Consider the following 22,703-nt stretch of genomic DNA (forward strand, 5'->3'; position numbering starts at 1 on the left):
ACGCGGCGGCGCGCGGGTTTCGCGCCGCGCCGGATTGCGTCGGACTGCCGGCTACAGGGTGACGGTCGGGTGACGGTCGCGATGTTGCGGCGCGTCAGCGCGGCTTGCGGCGGCGCGCCGCCTTCGCCTCGAAATCGCGCGACAGCATGCCGAGCGTGACCTCCCCGAAGCGCGCAAGCAGCACCGCTTCGGCCTCCTTCAGCGTGGCCGACAGATGCGCGTTGACCGCCTGTTCGACCAGGCATTCGGGTGCATCCTCGGCCACCAGATCGGAAAATACCGGCGGCTCGCCCACCGCGCGATAGACGTCGAGCAGCGTGATGTCGTCGAGCGCGACGCTGAGCGCCCACCCGCCGCCATGCCCTTTCTCCGACTGCACGTAGCCGCAGTCGCGCAGCCCGCCGAGCAATCGCCGCACGACGACCGGATTCGTGCACAGCATCGCCGCGATCGCCTCCGACGTCAGCGGGCCGTCGGCCTGGTCCATGTGGATCAGCGCATGCAGCATGCGCGACAAACGGCTATCGGTTCTCACGGACGGTTGGCTCCCACTCTCGAAACTTATGAAGTTGCATGAATGATACCATCGGCCTATCATGCAACTTCTCGTGTTTCATGAGTTGGCCGCCATCGGAGCACGTTCTTCGCTTGATACGGATTCAGGAAAGGAGTGAACACATGCAGAGCCATCATGAAGTGATCGTGATCGGCGGCAGCTTTGCCGGGCTGTCGGCCGCGATGCAGCTCGCACGCGCACGGCGCCGCGTGCTCGTGATCGATGCCGGGCGGCCGCGTAATCGTTTTGCCGAACATGCGCACGGATTTTTCGGGCAGGACGGCAAGCCGCCTGCGCAGATCGTCGCGGAAGCCGCCGCGCAACTCGCGACCTATCCGACCGTGCAGCGGATCGCCGGCGAGGCGCGCACCGCCGAGCGCGATGCGAACGGCCGCTTTCACGTGACACTGGCGGACGGCAGCCGTGCAAGCGCCGAGCGGCTGATCCTCGCGACCGGCATCCGCGACGAACTGCCCGCGCTGCCGGGGCTCGCGGAACGCTGGGGCGTCACCGTGCTGCATTGTCCGTATTGCCATGGCTACGAGGTGTCGGGCCGGCAACTCGGCGTGCTGGCGACGCATCCGCTTTCCGTGCATCAGGCGATCCTGATTCCTGACTGGGGACCGACGACGTGGTTCACGCAACGCGTAGTCGAAGCGAACGAGGAGGAAGCCGCATTGCTCGCCGCGCGAGGCGTGCGTATCGAACGGTCGCCGGTCGTCGAGATCCTCGGCGAAGCGCCGCGGATCGACGCGCTGCGGCTCGCCGACGGGAAAGTCGTGCCGATCGATGCGTTGTTCATCGGCGCGCGCACGGAGATGGCGAGCGATCTCGCCCGACAGCTCGGCTGTGCGTTCGACGACGGGCCGCTGGGCACGGCGATTCGCGTCGATACGTGGAAGCAGACGAGCGTTCCCGGTGTGTTCGCGGCCGGCGATGCGTCGAGCCTGATGACGAATGCGACGTTCGCGTCGGCATCCGGCGTCGCGGCCGGCGTGGGCGCGCATCGGTCGTTGATTTTCGGGCTCGACGCGTGAAGTGAACGAAGCGGCGTGCGGGGTGACGCAGCGTCATCCCGCTTTCCCTGCGCGATGGCCCGGTCAACGCCAATCCCGTTCGCCGGGCAGGCATTCCCGCACGTCGATCCTCACAAACGCTTGTCGATATCCGAACATGCGTCGATGGATTCATCATGCGATGTGGTGTTTAATGCTCGGCAACATCAGCATTAAAAGATACGAAATGCTCGACCTCGACGATCTTCGACTCGTGCGCGCGATCGGCGCGTCGCACTCGTTGGCATCCGCCGCGCGCCTGCTCGACCTCACCCCGCCCGCGGTCACGATCCGCCTGCAGCGGATGGAGGCGCGACTCAATGTCCGGCTCGCCGTGCGGCGGCCGAAAGGGATCGCGTTGACCGACGAGGGTCAGCGGCTGTACCAGGAAGCCGTCGGGATTCTCGAGCGTGTCGAGGCACTGTCGGCCAACATCTCCGGCGATCACGGCGACGTGCAGGGCACGCTGCGCGTCGTCGCGCCGTTCGGCTTCGGGCGCAAGTACGTCGCGCGGATCGTGCGTGACGTCCAACGCGCGCATCCGAAGCTCGAAATCTCGCTGCACCTGTCGGAGAGTCCGCTGACCAGCGCGTCGGGGGCCGACGTGGTCGTCCATGTCGGCAGCCTGAAGTCGTCGTCGTGGATCGGCTATCCGCTCGCGCCCAACGAGCGCTTCCTGTGCGCGAGCCCCGGTTACGCGCGGCGCATCAACGAACTGGACCATCCGTCCGATCTCGCCCGCTACGACTGCCTGTGCCTGCGCGAAAACGACGAGGACGTTCCGCGCTGGCGCTTCTCGCAAGCCGGCGATGGCAAGGGCGAATCCAGGCGATCGGCGGTGATTCGCGTCACGGGCGCGCTTTCGTCGAACGACGGCACCGTCATCACCGACTGGGCACTGGGCGGGCTCGGCATCGTCGAACGCTCCGAGTGGGACGTCGCGCCGCTGCTGGCCAGCGGCAAGCTGGTCAGGTTGCTGCCCGACTGGCATCTGCCGCCCGCGCCAGTGACCGCGCTGCTGCCGTCGCGCACCGGCCGCTCCGCGCGACAACGGGTCTTCCTCGAAGCCGCGACGCGATTTTTCGATCCGCCGCCGTGGCGCGGCAAGGCATGAGCGGCTTCCCGCGATTAAATCGCGCTTAATGATCGATTTGGCACACGTTAAACACGCTGCTGGCCAAACACCCTACAGTGTTCGCTGTCGGCAAACCACCGAGGCAACGCACCATGGGCATCCCGCTTCCGAATACCCCCGCCGCATTGATCGACGTCGGTCGCATGCGTCATAACATCGCGCGCATGCAGGCGCATCTGGACGCGCTCGGCGTCAGGTTCCGGCCGCACGTGAAGACCACCAAATGCCAGCATGTCGTCGACGCGCAGATCGCGGCCGGTGCGCAGGGCATCACGGTGTCGACGCTTAAGGAGGCCGAACAATTCTTCGCGGGCGGCGTACGCGACATCGTCTATGCGGTCGGGATGATTCCCGCCAGGCTCGGCCAGGCGCTCGCGCTGCGCCGGCAGGGCTGCGACCTGAAGATCGTCGCCGACAGCCTGCAGACCGCGCACGCCATCGCCGAATTCGGGCGCGAGCACGGCGAGCGTTTCGAAGTCTGGATCGAAGTCGACGTCGACGGTCACCGCTCGGGGATCGTGCCCGACGACGACCTGCTGATCGACGTCGGCCGCGCGCTGGTCGACGGCGGGATGACGCTCGGCGGCGTGCTCGCGCATGCCGGCTCCAGCTACGACTACGACACCCGCGACGCGCTGGTCGCGATCGCCGAACAGGAGCGCAGCCGGACCGTGCGCGCCGCGGAACGCCTCAGGGCCGCGGGGTTGCCCTGCCCGATCGTGAGCATCGGTTCGACGCCGACCGCGTTGTCCGCGGAGCACCTCGACGGCGTGACGGAAGTCCGCGCGGGCGTGTACGTGCTGTTCGACCTCGTGATGCACAACGTCGGAGTGTGCGCGCTGTCCGACATCGCGCTGTCGGTGCTGACCACCGTCATCGGACACCAGGAAGAAAAAGGCTGGGCCATCGTCGACGCGGGCTGGATGGCGATGAGCCGCGATCGCGGCACGCAGCGGCAGGCGCGGGATTTCGGCTACGGGCAGGTGTGTACCGAAGACGGTGAAGTGCTCGGCGAGTACGTGATGAGCGCGGCCAACCAGGAGCACGGCATCGTGTCTCGCGCGGGAATGGCCGACACCGCGATCGCAAAGCGGTTTCCGATCGGCACCCGTTTGCGGATCCTCCCGAACCACGCATGCGCGACCGGTGCGCAGCACCCGGAATACCACGCGCTGGGCAGCGACGGCACCGTGCAGACCTGGCCGCGCTTCTACGGATGGTAGGACACCTGAAGGCGACGACCGGTGCAGCGGCGGATGTCGAACGAAGAAACCGGCCACCGCACCGTCGCCCGATCGGAATTGACTATTTTTCCAAAACTATACAAACTTTAAAGATCGCGATTCGCATCGCATCCGACAGGCTCTCCCACCATGCCGACTGACGCCCACCTCCTTCTTCTCGACCGGGATGTCGTCGAACCGGCCCTTCAAGCCGAACCGGTGATGGCGGCGGTGCGCGAAGCCTTCGTGCTGCACAGTCGACGTGCGGGGCGCGTGTTCCCGGTCGTGCGCGAAAGATTGCACACCGGCGGCGTGTTCGGCATCAAGTCCGGCGACGTCGCGGGCCAGGATCTGCTCGGCTTCAAGGCAGCCGGTTTCTGGCCCGGTAATCGAACCCGGGGCGGCGAGCCGCATCAGGCGACGATCGCGCTGTTCGATCCGGCCACCGGCCGTCCGCTCTGCATCATGGACGGCAATGCGATCACCACCGCCCGGACCGGTGCGGCCGGCGGCCTCGGCCTGCAGGCGCTGGCACGCCGCGACAGTACCCGCATCTGCGTGTTCGGCACCGGCGTGCAGGCGCGCGTCCAGCTCGACTACGCGCTCAGTCTGCTGCCGCAACGATGCTCGGTGCAGTATGTGAACGTCAGCGGCGAACCGGACGCGGTGTTCGAATCGGCATTTCGCGAACGTTGCGACATCCGTGTCGCACGGGACCGGAACGATGCCGTGGCCGACAGCGATGTGGTCATCACGGCAACGCCGGGCGGCGGCCCGCTGTTCGACGCGGACGCGGTTCAGCCCGGCACCCACCTGACCTGCGTCGGCGCGGACACCGCGGGCAAGCGCGAGCTTCCCGAAGGCGTATTGGCGCGCGCGCGCATTTTCGTGGACGATCGCGAGCAGGCGCGCAGCATCGGCGAATGCCAATGGGCGCCCGATCTGCCGCGTGCTGAAATCGGCGACGTGCTGGCCGGCACCGTGCCCGTTGATCGATCGCCGGACGAGATCACCGTGTTCGACATGACGGGACTCGCGCTGCAAGACCTGACCGTTGCGCGTTTCCTGTACCGGCAGGCCCTCGAAAACGACGCGGGACGTTCGATCCCGTGGCCGTGGTGAACGGCACTGCGTGGTATCTTCCATCGCCATGCGCCTATCCAGAGTTTCCGCCCTCTCGTTCGATCTCGACGACACGCTTTGGCCGTTCGGACCGTCCGTCGAACGGGCCGAGGCGTCGCTGCATGCGTGGCTGATCGCGCACGCGCCTGCTACCGCGAGCGTCGTGCCCACGTCGCAGGCACTGGGCCAGCTGCGCATCGAATACGAACGCTCGCGGCCGGACCTCGTCAGCGACTTTCGCGCGTTGCGCATCGGATCGATCCGGCTTGCGCTCGAACGCGCGAACGAAGACCTCACGCTGACCGACCGCGCGTACGACGTGTTCTATTCCATGCGAAACCAGGTCGAGTTCTTCGACGATGCATTGCCGGCGCTCGAGTGGTTGAGCGCGCGATTTCCGCTGATCGCGGTGACGAACGGCAATGCGGACCTTCGGCTGACCGGCGGCGGCGAGTTCTTCCGCGAAACGCTCAGCGCGCGTGCGTGCGGGTTCGCGAAACCCGAGCCGGAAATCTTCCATGCGGCCGCCGCGAAACTCGGCGTGCCTGCGGCGGAACTGCTCCACGTCGGCGACGACTTTCACCTCGATATCGTCGGCGCGTTGAATGCGGGGCTGCAGGCAGCATGGGTCGTGCGCCACCCGGGGACGGAAGCGGAGCACGCCGCGCGACGTGCCCCGTCCCCGCATCTGACCGTTCGCGACTTGTCGGCGCTGTGCCGTGCGCTCGGCGGCCCCGTCGACGCGTCGTAACCGCGAGCCCGCAAGACTGCGAGTTCGCGCGGTCGAGGTCGATCGCCCCCATCGGCACGACCGACTACCGTTTCACGCCGCCTTGCGCGCGTCCGCGATCCGTTGCGGCGCCATCGGTCGCGCATAAAGCCGCTCGAGATACGCGCGCAATTGCGGGAACGGTTCGATCAGGTGGCATTCGCTCGCCCAGTCGATCAGGTAGACCGTCACGCAATCGGCCACCGTCAACGCGTCGCCGACGATGAATTCGCGTCCTTCGAGATGCTTGTCGAGGATCGCGGCCATCGTCGCGAAATCCTCACGCGCCAGCTCGATATCGGCCGGCGAGCGCTTTTCGGGCGGATAGAGGAACGAATGGCGCGTAATCCGCCACAGCGGCTGTTCAAGCTCCGTCACCGCGAACATCACCCACCGATAGGCCTGCGCGCGCAGCGCCAGATCGACGGGCAACAGCGCCTTCTCCGGGTACTTGTCCGCGAGATACAGCACGATCGCGGCCGACTCGGGAATCACCAGGTCGCCGTCCACGAGCACGGGCACCTTGCCGGCGGGATTGAGGCGCAGGAAATCGGGCCGCTTGTGCTCGCCCTCGAGCAGGTTGACCGACACGAACTCGAAATCCGCATCCAGTTCCTTGAGCCCCCAGAGCGCGCGTTGCGAGCGCGTGCCGGCGAATCCGTAAAGCTTCATCGCAATGTCTCCATCGATAATGTCGGGGAAAATCGCCGCGCGCAGGCGACGGCCCATCGGCCGCGACGACCGCGCACGCAGCGCCTGTCGCCGCTCACATGCCCGGCACCGCGAGCACCGGCATCACGTCGATCGCGTCGCCAGGGAACAGCGTGAAATGCGGATGGCCTTCGAACAGCGCGGCGGCCGCGTCGTGCGATGCGGCGCGCACGACGGTGAAGCCGCTCATCGCATTGGTGGTGTCCGTCACGCCGCCCGCGCCGATGGTCTTGGTCTTGCCGAGCGGCCCGCCGAGCTCGACGATCGCATCGCGATGCCGGTCGACCCACGCGTGCCACGCGGCGATCCCCTCGCGCTCCCGCGCACGCCGCTCGTCCTCGGGCAGCGCCATCCACGCCTTCATGCCCGGGCTATCCTTGCTGCCGAGGAATACCGCGAGATACAACTGTTGTTGCGCACTCATGCTTCCTCCGTCCGATGGCGGGAACGACGGGCTGCCGCTCCCCGCCCTTGACACAATAGGTTGATATCAACACAATTGCAACATGGCACGCAAAGAACAGCTCCCCTTCGAAACGACGCTGATGGTGCGCGATTGCTGCCTGTGCCTGCACATGCAGCGCGCGGCGCGTAATCTCGCGCGCATCTTCGACGATGTGCTGCGTCCGCTGGATCTCACCAACGGCCAGTTTTCGCTGTTGATGTCGCTGAACCGGCCGCAGCCGGCCGCGATGAAATCGGTCGCGTCATTGCTCGCGATGGACCGCACCACGCTAACCGCCGCGCTCAAGCCGCTCGAGCGGCGCGGGCTGCTCAAAATCACGCAGGATCCGAACGACAAGCGCAGCCGCCTGCTCGAACTCACGCCGGCCGGCCATCAGTTGCTGGCCGAAGCATTCCCGCGATGGCAGCAAACGCACGCCGAGATCGAACGGCCGTTCGCAGCGGGCGAAGTCGATGTGTTGCGCGGGCAGTTGCGCGCGCTGTCGGAGGATCCGGCTACGCGCGGCTGACGCGGCGCGCACGCGGTGACAGCGGGCGCGCCGCAACGTGCAGCGTGCCCGCGCGGGTCACTTCATCCAGACACGCCGGTTTCTCCCCGGTCCGAACAGCAGGCCGATCCGCGCTCGCGTCGATCGCCCGCATGCATCTCACTCGGCGAGCGCCGGCGCCACGCCCACCCGCTTCGGCACGCCGGTCACGATCGTCGCGACCGCCACGGCCAGCACCGCGGCCGCGCCCAGGAACACGCCGCCCGCGCCGTTCGCGTCGAACACGACGCCGCCTGCCGCCGCGCCCGTCGCGATCGCGAGCTGGATCGCCGCGACGATCAGCCCGCCCGCGCTTTCGGCCTCATCGGGCACGGTGCGCGTGACCCACGTCGACCAAGCGACCGGCACGCCGCCGAACGCCATCCCCCACAACGCCACGAGCACCGCGTCGATCATCGGTGCGCGGCCGAGCGCAACGAGCGCGACGCCGAGCACGACCATCAGCGCGGGCATCCCGATCAGCATCGGCCGCAGCCGGTGTTCGAGCACGCGGCCCGCGAGCGACGTGCCGACGAAATTGGCAATGCCGTAGCCGAGCAGGATCGCCGACAGCCCGTTCACGCCAACGCCGGCGACCTGTTCGAGGAACGGCCGCAGATACGTGAAGAACGCGAAATGACCGGTGAACACGAGGATCGTCGCGAACATCCCGAGGCCGACGGTCGGCCGGCGCAGCACGTCGACGAGCGTGCGCAGCCGCGTCGTGCCGCTCGGCGGCATCGACGGCAGCGTCATCACCTGCGACGCGAACGCGAGACCGCCGAGCCCGGCCGCGATCAGGAACACGTTGCGCCAGCCGATCAGGTGCCCGAAATAACTGCCCATCGGCGCGGAGGCGATCGTCGCGACCGCCACGCCGCTGAAGATGATCGACAGCGCGCGCGGCACCATCGCCGTCGGCACGAGCCGCATCGCGGTGGCGGTCGCCATCGTCCAGAAGCCGCCGAGCGCGACGCCGAGCACGACGCGGCCGATCAGCAGCGTCGTCAGGTTGGGCGCGAACGCGACCGCGAGATTGGACGCGACGAGCAGCAGCGAGAATGCGAGCAGCACGCGCCGGCGGTCGATCGTGCGCGTCAGCGCCGAGATCAGCAGGCTCGTGACGAGCGCGACCGTCGCGGTGGCCGTGACGGCCTGGCCGGCCACGCCTTCGGTCACGCCGAGGCTGTCGGCCATCGGCGTGAGCAGGCTCGCGGGCAGGAATTCGGCGGTGACGAGACCGAACACGCCAAGCGTCATCGCGAAGACCGCGCCCCAGGCCGGCTCGCGGGGGGCCGCCGTGCTGGCGGCAGAGGAGATTCCGGGATTCATGCGTCGTTCCGAGTCGTGTAGGGAAAATACTGATGACGGCGTATCGTAAGGAACGACGACAGGACGGTCTATGACATACAATCCGTTCTTATTGATCGATCGTCCGAATTTCGCGATGTCCGAGCCCCTGCTTCCTCCCGTCCCCGACGTGCACGACCTCGTCAGCGAGCTGCTGCTGGGGATGCGCCTGAGCGGCGTCCAGTACCGCCGCATCCAGGTCGCACGGCCGTTCGGGCTGAGCTTCGGCCAGGCGCCGGGCCGCGCGCAGTTCCATTTCGTCGGGCGCGGGCCCGTGCTGCTGCGCGACGAAGCCGGCGCAACGATGCGGCTCGAGGCCGGCGATGCAATCCTGCTGCCGCACGGGCGCATGCATGCGCTGGTGTCCGATCCGGATGCGCCGTGCCGCGAGATCCACGGCTTCGAAGCCGCGAAGATCTGCGATACGGTCGCATCGGTGGCATCGGCCGGCACGTCGCCCGCGGCCTGCGCAACGACGGAGCCGGGCGCCGGCGACGCGCTGATCTTCAGCGCATGCATGGAGCTCGACCTCGGCGGCATGCAGCCGCTGGTCGGCGCGATGCCCGAGTTCATGCACGTCGGCACGCTGCTCGCGCGCTACCCGGAAATCCGCCCGATGCTCGACGCGATGGAACGTGAATCGTGCTCCGAGCGCGCGGGCTTCGCGGGCATCCTCGCGCGGCTCGCGGACGTGGTCGCGGCGTTCATCGTGCGCGGCTGGGTCGAGTGCGGATGCGGCGACGCGGCGGGCTGGGTGCAGGCGCTGCGCGAGCCGAAGCTGGGCCGCGCGATCGTCGCGCTGCATCGCGACCCGGGCCGCAACTGGAGCGTCGCGGAGCTGGCCGCCGAAGCGGGCGTGTCGCGCTCGGTGTTCGCCGAGCGCTTTCTCGCGGCGACCGGGATGACGCCCGTGCGCTACCTGACCGAGCTGCGGATGCGGCTCGCCGCGCAGTGGATCGCGCGCGAGGGCGAGACGATCGAAGCCGTCGCGTACCGGCTCGGCTATGGTTCGCTGGCCGCGTTCAGCCGTGCGTTCAAGCGCGTGGTCGGCAGGCCGCCGGGCGCCGTGCGTGCCGAAGGCGACACGCACGCCGACGTGTGACGTGTAACGCTTCGCGTGCAGCGCGGGGCCAAGCGAACGCCTGCCGAGTCACGCCGGCATCGCTCGATGCGCCGTCGCCCGTGACGATTGCGTTCAACCGCTGTGCGCGTCGAGCGTGTCCACCAGCGCCGTCGCGCACTCCACGGCCAATGCCGCGCACTGTTGCGCATCGACCGGCTCGCCGTTCGTCATCGCGCCCTGCACGATCCGGCCCAGCAATTCCTTCGCCAGGTCGGCGATCTCGTGTTCCCGTTCCGTCATGATGTCGCTCCTGCGCGCCGGCCGATGACGGCGACGCGCTCATTGCCGCTGCCCGCTCAATGCCCTTTCGCCCGCACGACGATCTGCGCCTGCGTGTCGCGTTCGATGCGTTCGAGCGACGCGCGCAGCGCCGTGAATTCGTCGGACGTGCAGACCTGGCGGCCGAATTCGGCCGTCATCCGCCGCGTGACCTGCACGATGCGCGTGGCCGCATCGAACACGTAATGCGACGCGAAGTCGACGAAGCGGTCGTGCACGGCCGCATCGGTCGGCAGGTCGCTCACCGCAACGTCGGCCGGCAGCGCGATCTGGCCGGTCTCCTCGAAACGGCCGCCGATGCACGTCCACGGCTGCGTGCGTACGGGTTCGGCCAGCCAGCCCTCGACCTGCGTCGCGATGCCGCCCGTGAGGCTCGACAGCACGGGCACGGCGGTCGTGCCGTCCGGCCACACGAAGTGATCGAGCGTGCCGTCATACGTCACATCGAACGGGCCGCCCGTCGCACGGCGATCGCTCGTCGTGATCCGCGCGCTACCGCGCAGCCCGCTTTGCCGCAGGCGTTCGTTCGCGAGCTGCCGGATGCGGTCGGGCGCTGCGCGGCGAAACAGCGTGCGTTCGAGCTCGGCGGTCCAGCCGTCGTCCTCGACGAGCGCGTGAAACCGCGCGGCGCCCGGTTGCGCGGCATCGATCGCCACGCGCGCGGTGCGGCGCTTCGGCTGCATGGCGGGCGTGCGCGACAGCACGCCGGTGTCGACGAGTAGCGCCGGCCGATCCATCACGATCGGCGGCAGGTAGCCGAACGCGATGCCGGCCGTCGTCGTGTCGGCGTAGAGGCCGAGATCGGGCAGCCACGTGATCGCGTGATTGATCGCGCCGCCGCCGTAACCGGGCACCGACGGCAGCGTGTACACGGAGCCGAGATTGATCAGCACCGGTTCGCTGCGGATGCCGACCGCCGCGAGCAACGCGCCGAACAGCGCGACGTGGTCCTTGCAGTCGCCGTAGCGGTTGCGCAGGATGTCGGTCACGCGATGCGGCGCGGCGGCCGTCTCGCCGAGAAAGAGCGCGACGTAGCGCACGTTCGCCTGCACCCAGTCGTACAGGATGCGCGCCTTGTCGTGCGGATCGGCGGCGTCGGCGGTGAGCGCGCGTGCGAGTTGCACGACGGCCGGATCGTTTGCGCTCGGGTCGACGGCCGCGTTGCGGTAGCGCGCGGCGAACGCCGCGTGGTCGGGCAGGGTGGACACCATGAGCCGGTCGCCGTAGGTCGGGTAGCCGACCGCGCCGCTCTCGATGCGCTCGTAAGGGCCGTGCCGGTAGTCGAATTCGTAGCGCGTGCGGCCGTTCGCGGTCACGGGCGGTAGCGCGACGTAGCCGCGCGCGTCCGCATACAGCGGCATGTCGGCTGGTACGTCGAAGATCAACCGCTGATTGTCGACCGGTTCGCGCGACGGCTCGACGTAATAGCCGAAGTAGCCGCGATTGACAGGCTTCGTGCGCGTCTTGCGGAACGCCACGCGCGTGCTCGAACCGGCTTCGATGCCCGGAAACACGACAGTGCGCAGCAACCCGTCCTGGAACGTCGGCGCGCCGGCCGAGCGCGGCTCCTGGACGTCGCGGATGCCGTCGGGGCCGACCGGATGCGCGACGCCGTCGCGATCGATCGTCTCGGCCGCGAGCAGGTCGACCTTCTCCAGGTTCTTGTCGAACCACACGTAGCGCTGCGCGACCGCATCGATGCCGTTCGCGTTGTTCGCGCGCAAGGTCGAATCGTCGTGCTCGTCGAGCGAACCGTCGTGCTGAATTACGAATTCGTGGACATCGCTGACGAGCGTGACGGGCGCTTCGTCGGCCACGTCGTTCGCTGCGTCCACGGCCGGGCCCGCGCCCGGCGTCGCACCGACGGCATTCGATGCGCCGAACGCGGCGGCGCATGCCAGCATCCAGCCGGCCAGGCCGACAGAAAAGCGCACCACATCGCACCTCGTCGCGGTTCAAGGAAAGCGCGGTCACGCAGCGGACAGGGCTGACCGCGCACCCCTCGTGTCGGCCAGTGTGGGCGCCGCATCCGCACGCGTCAAGCCGTTGCGCGCCGACCTACAATGAGACATGGAAGCGTCATCGCGTGCGTCCGCGCGCGACGAGGAGGCACCATGGAAAACGGGATCGTGGAAATCGTCGTGCTGCTGGCGTTCGTCGCGCTCGCCGTGCTGTTCTTCGTCAAGCGTCCGGGGCGCGACCGGCTGAGAGCCAAATTCCGTCATCCGCCGCTGCGGCGGCCCAACCGCCCGCATCGGCATCATCAACCCTGACGGCTGCCACCGGCAGTCGCTCACGCGCTTGCCGCGCCACCGCTACCCGACGTTCATCGGCAGCAGCACCATCTGCTTGCCCTCGACATGCAGGCGCGCCTGCAACTCGACCGGTGTCTGGTTGTGCAACCACGCGGTCAGGAAATTCACGCGCCTGAAGATCAGCTTGCTCGCGAAGCACACGGCGTTCGGATAGTCGTCGAGCGTCGACGATGCGAGGTTCATGAATTCCACGACGGGATTCGTACCGAACGCGATCCGGTAGTCGGCGGCGATGCCGTGGCGGCGACAGTGCGCGACGTAGTATTCGAGCGCTTCGGTGATCGAGTGACGCAGCCGTTCGAGATGTTCGTGCCCGTCGTACGCCTTCGCATCGACCTCGCCGACCGCGAGGAAGATCACGTTGCGGAAGTGCCCGGGAAACAGCCGGTTGACCCAAAGCAGCGCATGCATGCTCGCGCCGCGATGCTTGCCGACCAGCAGCACGGCCGTCGGTTGCGATGGATCGGGCTTGCCGGGCGCGGTCGCTTCGTCGACTTCCGGCGGCGCCCCCGAGAACAGCGCGTCCTCCTTCGCGAGCTGCGCGCGCGTGTACGCGTAGTGGCGGTTGATCATGAAGCACAGCGCGATCACCGCGCTCGTCACGAGCACCGTGAGCCAGCCGCCGGCCGTGAATTTCTCGACCAGCGTGATGACGAGCACGGTCGCCGCGGTGGCACACGCGAGAAACAGCGCGAGCGGCGTGTGGTGCGCGAGCGCGAGGAACGCCTCCTCCGGGCCGTAGCACGACGACGACAACCCGTCGGCGCCGAGCCCGACCCAGGCCAGCAACGGCGTCACGGCGATCGCGTGGCGCGTGCGCGGATCGAGCGGGTCCAGCGGCTTTCCGACGAGCAGCTGCCACATCTTCTGGAATGCGGTCATGGTCCCCTCCCGGAACGCCGGGCGCGGCGGCGTCATCCTCTAACGCTAGCCGACGCCCGGCCGCCGCACCAGTCCGCACATTCCATGAGACGCGACCGACGGCGCGGCGCCGCTTTCAACGCGTAAGCGACCGACATGTCGCGCCGCCCCTCGGCCGCGTAACCGCACCGGCCGACGGCCCGGTCGCGCGAACGCTCACCGCATCGTCACACCGACCACCCTCACCGCCGCGCGCCCCGGACCCCGCGCCCAATCCCGGCCTTCCTCGTCGTCGTTTTCCCGCCGAACGATCACATCGATTGCGTCATTCGCATGGCTCGCACGGTTCGCGCCGAACGCGCTGCCCACTCGCGTCCCGTTCATGCGTTGCTCCGCGCAATTCGACATTTGTGCGCGCGCAACAATGGCGGTGCCTCGCGGCCGGCGCCGCCCGGGGGCATGTTTCCACGACGCCGGCCGCGGCGGTTCTTGAAAACCACATCTCACGAGGACATACCATGCAACTCCAATCCCATCCGGCGTGCCGTCCGTTTTACGAAGCCGGCGAACTCACGCAACTGACCGCGTTCTACGAAGAAGGCCGCAACGTCATGTGGATGATGCTGCGATCGGAGCCGCGGCCGTGTTTCAACCAGCAACTCGTCACCGACATCATCCATCTCGCGCGCGTCGCACGCGACTCGGGCCTGCCGTTCGACTTCTGGGTGACGGGCTCGCTCGTCCCCGAGCTGTTCAACGTCGGCGGCGACCTGAGCTTCTTCGTCGACGCGATCCGCAGCGGCCGCCGCGACCAGCTGATGGCCTACGCGCGCTCGTGCATCGACGGCGTGTACGAGATCTACACGGGCTTCGGCACCGGTTCGATCTCGATCGCGATGGTCGAGGGCAGCGCGCTGGGCGGCGGCTTCGAGGCCGCCCTCGCGCACCACTACATGCTCGCGCAGAAGGGCGTGAAACTCGGCTTTCCCGAGATCGCGTTCAACCTGTTCCCGGGCATGGGCGGTTATTCGCTGGTCGCACGGAAGGCGGACCGAGGGGTCGCGGAATCGCTGATCTCGTCCGGCGAGGCGCATGCGGCCGAGTGGTACGAGGATCGCGGGCTGATCGACCAGACGTTCGACGCGGGCGACGCGTATCTCGCAACGCGCACCTTCATCGACGTGATGAAGCCGAAGCTGAACGGCATCCGCGCGATGCTGCGCGCACGCGAGCGCGTGTTCAATCTCACGCGTTCAGAGCTGATGGACATCACCGAGCAATGGGTTCACGCGGCGTTCACGATCGAGCCGAAGGATCTCGCTTACATGGAACGTCTGGTGATGCTGCAGAACCGGCGCGTGTCGAAGCTGCGCACGGTGTGATGTGAGCGAAGCGCCGCCGCGAAAGCAGCGGCGCCCGTCATGCGGTGGAGCTCAGGCGATCAGCCTGAGCTTTCTCGTTTCCGCGAGCCAGGCCTCGAACGCCTGGGCCGGCATCGGCCGCGCGAAGTAGAACCCCTGCGCGTGATCGACGTTGATCTGTTTCAGGAATTCGGCTTCCGCGTGCGTCTCGACACCTTCGGCGACCACCGAGAAACTGAGCGCCTTCGCGAGCGACACGACCGAGCGCACCAGCGCCTGCGAGCGCGGGTTGCGGTCGATGCCCGTGATGAAGGTGCGATCGAGCTTGATCGAATCGAGCGGCAGCCGCGACAACTGCGACAGCGACGAATAGCCGGTGCCGAAATCGTCGAGGTGAATCTCCGCGCCGAGCTGGCGGAACTGCTTCATCAGCTCGTGCGCCGATTCCTCGTCCTCGATGAAGCTGCTTTCGGTGAGCTCGATGTCGACGAGGCTCGGCTTCAGCCCCGCGCCGTCGAGGATCGACGCGAACTGGTCGACGATGTTCATGTCCTGCAACTGCCGCGCCGACACGTTCACCGCGATCCGCACGCCGAGCCCCTTCGCCTTCCACGCGGCGGCCTGCGCGGCCGCGGTGCGCATCACCCAGCGGCCGAGCGGCCCGATCAGCCCCGACTCCTCCGCGAAACGGATGAACTCGATCGGCGCGACGAGCCCGCGATCCGGCGACTGCCAGCGGATCAGCGCCTCGACGCTGTGCACGTCGCCGGTTGCGATGTCGACGACCGGCTGGTAGTGCAGCACGAACTGCTCTTCCTCGAGCGCCTTGCGCAGGTTCGTGTCGAGCCACATGTACTTCGCGACCTTCTGGTTCATCTCCAGCGAGAACACGCGGTACGTATGCTTGCCCTCTTCCTTCGCGACGTACATCGCGGTGTCGGCGCTGCGGATCAGCGTTTCGAGCGAATCGCCATGCTGCGGATACATCGCGATGCCGATCGAGCAGCTCGTGTAGACCTCCACCAGCCCGAGGTGGATCGGCGTACGCAGCCGCTCGAGGATGATCTGCGCGGTCGCCTCGAGCAGCGGCCGCGTGCCGTGCTCGAACAGCACCAGGAATTCGTCGCCGCCGAGCCGCGCGAGCGTCGCGCCGGACGGCAGGCAGCCGCCGATGACCGCGGACACGTCCTGCAGCAGGCGATCGCCGGTGATGTGCCCGTAGTGGTCGTTGACGCGCTTGAAGTTGTCGAGATCGAGGAACAGTATGCCGACCTGGCCGCGCACGTCGGTGCGGTCCGCGGCCAGCGCGACACGAATGCGCTCGCTGATTGCATGACGGTTCGGCAAGCCGGTCAGCACGTCGGTATTCGCGAGCTCGGTGAGCCGCTGCTGCGCTTTGCGCTCCTCGGTGACATCGATGCCCGAGCAGATCAGATATTGCTCGTCGACACCGCTGCCGCTCTGCACGAACTTGTTGCGGAACTGGAACAGGCGCGGGCCGTTGACCGTGTTGATGTAGCGCTCGACCGCGAACGAGCGGTTGCTCTCGAAAAAGCCGGTGATGTTGCTGCGTGACTGCGCCCCCTGCTCGGGACTCATGAACAGCTCGAACGCGCTGCGGCCGATCACGTCGACCTCGCGCTTGCCCGTCACTTCCTCGCACAGGCGGTTGAAGCGCTGCACCATGCCGTTGCGGTCGAGGATCACGACGAGCGAATTCACTTCGGACACGACCTGCTCGGCGAACGCGAGCCCGTGCGCGAGGTCGCTCGCGACGGACGCGGTATCGGAATAGGCGGAGGCCGTGCCGGCCCAATTGGCGGTATCGACCTTCCGGCCGACCAGATGGAGGCTGACCGGATCGCCGAACAGCGCGAGTTCGAGCACGAGGTGCGACGTGACGCCGGTCAGCACGCGGATCCGCGCAGCCTGCTCGCCGGTCAGTGCCACCGCGACATTGGTCATGCCGCGAACGGCGGCCAGTTCGAGCGCATTGCTGTCGCTGCCGAGACGCCAGCATGGGCTACGCGTACCGAGATGCGCTTCGAGCACGGCGCTATCGTTTTCGTCATCCATGGACACGCCCCGATCCAGAAAAAACGCACAGTGTAGACGGAGGCGAGCCGGCCGCCACCGATCCCCGGGCGCGCTGCGCGGGTACCCGGCGGGGCAGTCGTGATGACTGTGCCAGCGGCCCTCGTTCCGTACTTGTTTCCAACCAATGCGAACCGGCGTTCGCGCATGTCGCGCGCAGGTTTCCAAGCGAATGATGGAAGCCATCTTATCAAATGACGACAAGGATTGGCACTCACATTTGACACGGGGTGTCAAGGAATCGGCACTCGATTGGCACGCGGGATTTTTCGTGATCGGCGACCGGCGCGCGGGTGCTCGCAGCGGCCCTGAGCGGGGCCGGCGGATCCCTCGGCGCGCCTTGCCAGGCGGGCGTTTTCGGGGAATCGCCATCGCCCGTCAACGATCTGCCCCCAATTGCCTTCTGGCGGGGTCGGATCGCGTTGGGCGGCACGCGGAATGGGGAATTTCCATTTCCGCTCATGCGGGAATGCGCGTCATTATTCCCATGACTCGTGCAATAGCGGGCCGATCAGTGCGAGCGACTATATCGCCGCCTCGCGCAGGCACGGCGGCGGCATGTGATGGAACCGGTGCGATTACCCGGCCGCGACGCGCAAAAACCGTCCGGCGGGCGCGCCGCCGCACCGCTTCCGCGCGTTGCATTGCCTCGCCGCGCCGCTCAGCCCGCCACGCCGTAACCGCCGCCGCCCGGCGTTTCGACGACGAACACGTCACCCGGCGCCATCTGCGCGCGGCCGACGTGCTCGAGCGTCTCGACCGTGCCGTCCGCCCGCTCGATCGTGTTGCGGCCGAGCGCGCCGGCCTCGCCCCCCGCCGCGCCGAACGGTGCGTGGATCCGGTTGTTCGACAGGATCGACGCGGTCATCGGCTCGAGGAAGCGGATCCGCCGCACCGCGCCGTCGCCGCCGCGCCAGCGTCCGCCGCCGCCGGAGCCCGCGCGCAGCCGATGCGAGTCGAGCCGCACCGGGAAGCGCCATTCGAGCACCTCCGGGTCGGTCAGCCGCGAGTTCGTCATGTGCGTCTGCACCGCGCCGACGCCCGCGAAACCGTCGCCCGCGCCGCTGCCGCCGGCGATGGTCTCGTAGTACTGGTAGCGATCGTTGCCGAACGTGAAGTTGTTCATCGTTCCCTGGCTCGATGCGACGCAGCCGAGCGCGCCGTACAGCGCATTGGTGATCGCCGACGACGTCTCGACGTTGCCCGACACGACCGCCGCCGGATACTCGGGGTTCAGCATCGATCGCGCCGGCACGATCACCGTCAGCGGCTTCAGGCAGCCGGCGTTCAGCGGGATGTCGTCGCCGACCAGCGTACGGAACACGTACAGCACCGCGGCCATGCAGACGGCCTTCGGCGCGTTGAAGTTGTTGTCGAGCTGCGCGGACGTGCCGGTGAAGTCGATCTCCGCACGGCGCGCCGTGCGATCGACGCGGATCGCGACATGGATTTCCGCGCCGTTGTCGAGCGGATAGCGGTACGCGCCGTCCTGCAGCGCACCGATCACGCGCCGCACCGCCTCCTCCGCGTTGTCCTGCACGTGTCGCATGAACGCGAGCACGACGTCGCGGCCGAACTGCTCGACCATCCGCCGCAGTTCGTCGACGCCCTTCTGGTTCGCCGCGATCTGCGCGCGCAGGTCGGCCATGTTCTGCTCGACGTTGCGCGCCGGATAGCGGCCCGACGCGAGCAGCGCGCGTGTGTCGGCATCGCGCAGCGCGCCCGCCGACACGAGCTGCCAGTTGTCGATCAGAACACCCTCTTCGTCGATGTGCGTCGAATCGGGCGGCATCGAGCCCGGCGTGGTGCCGCCGATGTCCGCGTGGTGGCCGCGCGAGCCGACGTAGAACAGCGGTGTGTCCGAGCCGTCCGCGAACACCGGCGTGATGACGGTCACGTCCGGCAGATGCGTGCCGCCGTGATACGGGTCGTTCAGCATGAACACGTCGCCGTCGCGCATGCGGCCGCGGTTGCGCTCGATCACCGTGCGGATGCTCTCGCCCATCGAGCCCAGGTGCACGGGCATGTGCGGCGCGTTCGCGATCAGGTTGCCGTCGCCGTCGAAGATCGCGCACGAGAAGTCGAGCCGCTCCTTGATGTTCACCGAATACGCGGTGTTCTGCAGCCGCAGCCCCATCTGCTCGGCGATCGACATGAACAGGTTGTTGAAGATCTCGAGCCGCACCGGGTCGGCGTCGGTGCCGAGCGAGCGGCGCGTCGGCAGCGGCGTCGTGCGCGTCAGCACGAGATTGCCCTGCGCGGTCATCCGCGCGCGCCAGCCGGGTTCGACGACGGTCGTGCCGTTCTTCTCCGCGACGATCGCGGGGCCATCGATCGCGTCGCCGGCGAGCAGCGTGTCGCGCACGTACAGCGCCGCGTCATGCCATTGGCCGCCGGAATAGAAACGCACGGCGCCGTGCGCGTGCGGCGCCGCGCCCTCGTCGCGCGGCACGAGCGGTGCGATCTCGACCGGCGCATCGGAGCGGCCGATCGCCTCGACCGATGCCAGTTCGGCGACCAGCGGCGTGCCGGGCATCAGGAACGCGTAACGCTGCCGGTAAGCGGCTTCGAACGCCCGCTGCATCGCCGCGACGCTGCCGGCCGGCACGTCGAGCGCGGAATCGGTGCCCTGATAGCGCAGGTGCACGCGACGCTCGGTCGCGATGCGCTCCGGCGGCACGCCCTGTTCGAGCAGCGCGCCGACGGCTTCGTCGGTCAGCCGGTCGAGCGCGGCATTCAGCGCCGGCAACGATTCATCGGACAGCACGGCCTCCACCGCGCGCTCGCGCATCGCGGTCTGGTCGGCAAGCCCCATCCCGTAGGCGGACAGCACGCCCGCGAGCGGATGTGCGAACACCTGCGTCATCCCGAGCGCGTCGGCCACGCCGCACGCGTGCTGGCCGCCCGCGCCGCCGAACGTCATCAGCACGTAGCGCGACACGTCGTGGCCGCGCTGCACCGAGATCTTCTTGATCGCGTTCGCCATGCTGCCGATCGCGATTTCCAGGAACCCTTCGGCCAGCGCCTCGGGCGTGTCGCGCCGCCCGGTCGCCGCGTGGATCTCGTCGGCGAGCGCGGCGAATTTCGCGACCACGGCGTCGCGGTCGAGCGGTTCGTCCGCATGCGGGCCGAATACGCGCGGGAAGTGATCGGGCTGGATCTTGCCGAGCATCACGTTGCAGTCGGTCACCGTCAGCGGGCCGCCGCGCCGGTACGCGGCCGGCCCCGGGTTCGCGCCGGCCGATTCGGGCCCGACGCGCAGGCGCGCGCCGTCGAAACCGAGCACCGAGCCGCCGCCGGCCGCGACCGTGTGGATGCTCATCATCGGCGCGCGCATCCGCACGCCGGCCACCTGCGTCTCGAACACGCGCTCGAATTCGCCGTTGTAGTGCGACACGTCGGTCGACGTGCCGCCCATGTCGAAGCCGATCACGCGGTCGAAGCCGGCCGCGCGCGCGGCGCGCACCATTCCGACGATGCCGCCGGCCGGGCCGGACAGGATCGCGTCCTTGCCCTGGAACGCATCGGCGCGCGTCAGGCCGCCGCTGCTCTGCATGAACTGCAGGTTCACGCCGGGCATCTCGTGCGCGACCTGCTCGACGTAGCGGCGCAGGATGGGCGACAGGTACGCGTCGACCACGGTCGTATCGCCGCGCGACACCATCTTCATCAGCGGCGACACCTCGTGCGACACCGACACTTGCGTGAAGCCGATCCGGCGCGCGAGGTCGGCCAGCGCGCGTTCGTGCGCCGTGTAGCGATAGCCGTGGATGAGCACGATGGCCAGTGCCTGCACGCCCGAGTCGAACACGCGGCGCAACGCTGCTTGCGCACCCTGCACGTCGAGCGGCACGACGACGTCGCCGTGCGCGCCGATCCGCTCGTCGATTTCGACGACGGTCTCGTACAGCGCATCGGGCAGCACGATGTCGAGGTCGAACAGGCGCGGGCGGTTCTGGTACGCGATGCGCAGCACGTCGCGAAAGCCGCGCGTCGTCGCGAGCGCAATGCGTTCGCCCTTGCGTTCGAGCAGCGCATTGGTCGCCACCGTCGTGCCCATCTTCACCATGTCGACGCGTTCGGGCGTAATCGGCTCGCCGTCGGCGAGGCCGAGCAGGTGGCGGATGCCGGCCACGGCCGCATCGCGATACTGCTCGGGGTTCTCCGACAGCAGCTTGTGCGTGACGAGCGAGCCGTCGGGCCGGCGCGCGACGATGTCGGTGAAGGTGCCGCCGCGGTCGATCCAGAATTGCCAGCGCGCGGCGTCGGAGGAAACGGGGAAGATGTGTCGATCAGTCATGGCGATGAACTCGATGCGTCGTTGATTCGAAAGACGAGCGCCGCCGCACGGCGCGCGTCGCGCGCCGTGTCACGGTGTCGATCGAGGGGGAAGAAAAACGAAGGGCCGGCGGCCCTGCCGCCGGGGTTGGTCAGGCAGCGTCGAGTTCGCGGCCGCGCGTCTCAGGCAGCGTCAGCGCGGCGACGATCACCACGCCGTACGCGGCGACCGCGAAGATGCCGATGCTCATGCCGAGCCCGTACTGTTTGGACAGCGCGCCGATCAGGAACGGGAACAGTGCGCCGATCGCGCGGCCGACGTTGTAGCAGAAGCCTTGCCCTGAGCCGCGCACGCGAGTCGGGAACAGTTCGGTGAGGAACGCCCCCATCCCGGAGAAGATGCCCGATGCGAAGAAGCCGAGCGGGAAGCCGAGCCACAGCATCGACGCGTTGGTCAGGTTCAGCGACGTGTACGAGAACGCGATCACCATCGAGCCGACCGCGAACAGGATGAAGTTCGGCTTGCGGCCGAGGCGGTCGGTCAGGTATGCGCTCGTCAGGTAGCCGACCCACGAGCCGAGGATGATCATCGCGAGATAGCCGCCGGTGCCCATCACGGTCAGGTGCCGCTCGGTCTTGAGGAACGTCGGCAGCCAGGTCGTGATCGCGTAGTAGCCGCCTTGCGCGCCGGTCGTCAGCAGCGCCGCGCGCAGCGTCGTCGACAGCAGCTTCGGCGCGAAGATCTCGGTGAGGCGCGGCGCGTCCGCCACCTTCGCCTGCGTGGCTTTCTCCTTCTCGTAGACGTCGGGCTCCTTCACGTAGCGACGGATCACGACCACCAGCAGCGCGGGCGCGAGGCCGACGAGGAACAGCGCGCGCCAGGCCTGCTCGGCCGGCAGCACCGAAAACAGCAGCGCATACAGCAGCGCGGACAGCCCCCAGCCGATCGCCCAGCCCGACTGCACGAGGCCGACCGCCTTGCCGCGATCGCGCGCGCGGATCACTTCGCCGATCAGTACCGCACCGGCCGTCCATTCGCCGCCGAAGCCGAAGCCCATCAGCGCGCGCGCCGCGAGCAGCTGGTGGTAGTTCTGCGCGAGCCCGCACAGCGCGGTGAACACCGCGAACCACAGCACCGTCAGCTGCAGCGTGCGCACGCGGCCGATCCGGTCGGACAGGATGCCCGCCATCCAGCCGCCCGCCGCCGACGCGAGCAGCGTCATCGTGCCGATGAAGCCGGCGTCCGCGAGCGAGATGCCCCAGGTCGCGACGAGCGTCGGGATCACGAACGACAGCATCTGCGTGTCCATCCCGTCGAGCATGTAGCCAACCTTGCAGCTCCAGAACGCGCGTCGCTCGCGCGGCTGCGCGTCCGCATACCATCCGAACAGGCCGTTGCGCGCGGGGCCCGAGGGGTCGGCGGCGGGCGCCGCGAGGGTCTTGCTTTCCATGGTGAAGCTCCTGTCGAAATGTGCGGTC

Annotated in this window: 18 protein-coding genes and 1 pseudogene; 9 read left to right on the plus strand and 10 right to left on the minus strand. The window is 68.1% G+C overall.

The window, feature by feature from the left end:
- Window positions 1-94 precede the first annotated feature (94 nt).
- Window positions 95-535, minus strand: coding sequence for an RrF2 family transcriptional regulator (locus tag ACT2FV_RS08595; protein WP_059601208.1), 441 nt, complete (start codon window positions 533-535; stop codon window positions 95-97).
- 143 nt (window positions 536-678) lie between these two features.
- On the opposite strand from ACT2FV_RS08595, the gene ACT2FV_RS08600 reads away from it, so the two are divergent.
- The 5 genes from ACT2FV_RS08600 (at window position 679) to ACT2FV_RS08620 (ending at window position 5,842) form a co-directional block, all read left to right on the plus strand.
- Window positions 679-1,593: an NAD(P)/FAD-dependent oxidoreductase gene (locus tag ACT2FV_RS08600; RefSeq protein WP_151050803.1), complete on the plus strand. Its 915-nt coding sequence runs from the start codon at window positions 679-681 to the stop codon at window positions 1,591-1,593.
- Window positions 1,594-1,798: 205 nt separating this feature from the next.
- Window positions 1,799-2,725, plus strand: a complete 927-nt coding sequence (locus ACT2FV_RS08605; protein ID WP_444503645.1) for a LysR family transcriptional regulator — start codon at window positions 1,799-1,801, stop codon at window positions 2,723-2,725.
- 113 nt (window positions 2,726-2,838) lie between these two features.
- A complete protein-coding gene (locus ACT2FV_RS08610; RefSeq protein ID WP_124620760.1) occupies window positions 2,839-3,969 on the plus strand; it encodes a DSD1 family PLP-dependent enzyme in 1,131 nt (376 codons plus the stop codon).
- Window positions 3,970-4,119: 150 nt separating this feature from the next.
- A complete protein-coding gene (locus ACT2FV_RS08615) occupies window positions 4,120-5,091 on the plus strand; it encodes an ornithine cyclodeaminase family protein (RefSeq protein WP_444503646.1) in 972 nt (323 codons plus the stop codon).
- 28 nt (window positions 5,092-5,119) lie between these two features.
- The gene (locus ACT2FV_RS08620; RefSeq protein ID WP_151050807.1) at window positions 5,120-5,842 is read left to right on the plus strand and encodes an HAD family hydrolase; all 723 of its coding nucleotides are present in this window, start codon (window positions 5,120-5,122) and stop codon (window positions 5,840-5,842) included.
- A gap of 72 nt (window positions 5,843-5,914) precedes the next feature.
- Here the strand turns inward: ACT2FV_RS08620 and ACT2FV_RS08625 are convergent, their stop codons facing one another.
- Together ACT2FV_RS08625 and ACT2FV_RS08630 are read right to left on the minus strand one after the other, a co-directional pair.
- Entirely contained in the window at window positions 5,915-6,532 is a 618-nt protein-coding gene (locus ACT2FV_RS08625; RefSeq protein WP_444503647.1) for a glutathione S-transferase family protein, read from the minus strand.
- Window positions 6,533-6,626: 94 nt separating this feature from the next.
- Window positions 6,627-6,995: a hypothetical protein gene (locus tag ACT2FV_RS08630; protein WP_124620756.1), complete on the minus strand. Its 369-nt coding sequence runs from the start codon at window positions 6,993-6,995 to the stop codon at window positions 6,627-6,629.
- Window positions 6,996-7,077: 82 nt separating this feature from the next.
- Here ACT2FV_RS08630 and ACT2FV_RS08635 point away from each other — a divergent pair, with 82 nt between their 5' ends.
- On the plus strand, window positions 7,078-7,545 hold the full coding sequence (locus tag ACT2FV_RS08635) for a MarR family winged helix-turn-helix transcriptional regulator (protein WP_444503648.1): 468 nt from the start codon (window positions 7,078-7,080) through the stop codon (window positions 7,543-7,545).
- Between the two features lie 138 nt (window positions 7,546-7,683).
- Here ACT2FV_RS08635 and ACT2FV_RS08640 read toward each other — a convergent pair whose 3' ends face one another.
- Window positions 7,684-8,895, minus strand: a complete 1,212-nt coding sequence (locus ACT2FV_RS08640; protein ID WP_059601189.1) for an MFS transporter — start codon at window positions 8,893-8,895, stop codon at window positions 7,684-7,686.
- 70 nt (window positions 8,896-8,965) lie between these two features.
- Here ACT2FV_RS08640 and ACT2FV_RS08645 point away from each other — a divergent pair, with 70 nt between their 5' ends.
- Window positions 8,966-10,015: an AraC family transcriptional regulator gene (locus tag ACT2FV_RS08645; RefSeq protein WP_175814646.1), complete on the plus strand. Its 1,050-nt coding sequence runs from the start codon at window positions 8,966-8,968 to the stop codon at window positions 10,013-10,015.
- Window positions 10,016-10,108: 93 nt separating this feature from the next.
- On the opposite strand, the gene ACT2FV_RS08650 is transcribed toward ACT2FV_RS08645, so the two are convergent.
- Window positions 10,109-10,276: a hypothetical protein gene (locus ACT2FV_RS08650; protein WP_175814644.1), complete on the minus strand. Its 168-nt coding sequence runs from the start codon at window positions 10,274-10,276 to the stop codon at window positions 10,109-10,111.
- A 56-nt stretch (window positions 10,277-10,332) separates the two neighbouring features.
- Window positions 10,333-12,219, minus strand: coding sequence for a DUF3857 domain-containing transglutaminase family protein (locus ACT2FV_RS08655; RefSeq protein ID WP_444503913.1), 1,887 nt, complete (start codon window positions 12,217-12,219; stop codon window positions 10,333-10,335).
- Window positions 12,220-12,429: 210 nt separating this feature from the next.
- Here ACT2FV_RS08655 and ACT2FV_RS08660 point away from each other — a divergent pair, with 210 nt between their 5' ends.
- On the plus strand, window positions 12,430-12,588 hold the full coding sequence (locus ACT2FV_RS08660) for a hypothetical protein (RefSeq protein ID WP_174909089.1): 159 nt from the start codon (window positions 12,430-12,432) through the stop codon (window positions 12,586-12,588).
- Between the two features lie 42 nt (window positions 12,589-12,630).
- Here the strand turns inward: ACT2FV_RS08660 and ACT2FV_RS08665 are convergent.
- Window positions 12,631-13,296, minus strand: a pseudogene (locus ACT2FV_RS08665) (amino acid transporter); the annotation flags it as partial.
- A gap of 713 nt (window positions 13,297-14,009) precedes the next feature.
- On the opposite strand from ACT2FV_RS08665, the gene ACT2FV_RS08670 reads away from it, so the two are divergent.
- Window positions 14,010-14,873, plus strand: a complete 864-nt coding sequence (locus ACT2FV_RS08670) for a crotonase/enoyl-CoA hydratase family protein (protein ID WP_059601177.1) — start codon at window positions 14,010-14,012, stop codon at window positions 14,871-14,873.
- A gap of 51 nt (window positions 14,874-14,924) precedes the next feature.
- On the opposite strand, the gene pdeR is transcribed toward ACT2FV_RS08670, so the two are convergent.
- From pdeR to ACT2FV_RS08685, 3 genes are all read right to left on the minus strand, one after another.
- Complete coding sequence (gene pdeR, locus ACT2FV_RS08675; protein WP_124620746.1) at window positions 14,925-16,928, minus strand: cyclic di-GMP phosphodiesterase; 2,004 nt, start codon at window positions 16,926-16,928, stop codon at window positions 14,925-14,927.
- Between the two features lie 679 nt (window positions 16,929-17,607).
- Entirely contained in the window at window positions 17,608-21,246 is a 3,639-nt protein-coding gene (locus ACT2FV_RS08680) for a hydantoinase B/oxoprolinase family protein (RefSeq protein WP_444503649.1), read from the minus strand.
- A gap of 130 nt (window positions 21,247-21,376) precedes the next feature.
- Window positions 21,377-22,675, minus strand: a complete 1,299-nt coding sequence (locus tag ACT2FV_RS08685; protein ID WP_226115460.1) for an MFS transporter — start codon at window positions 22,673-22,675, stop codon at window positions 21,377-21,379.
- Window positions 22,676-22,703: the final 28 nt, after the last annotated feature.

The organism is Burkholderia sp. PR2 (genome assembly GCF_052372875.1).
Lineage (GTDB): Bacteria > Pseudomonadota > Gammaproteobacteria > Burkholderiales > Burkholderiaceae > Burkholderia > Burkholderia diffusa.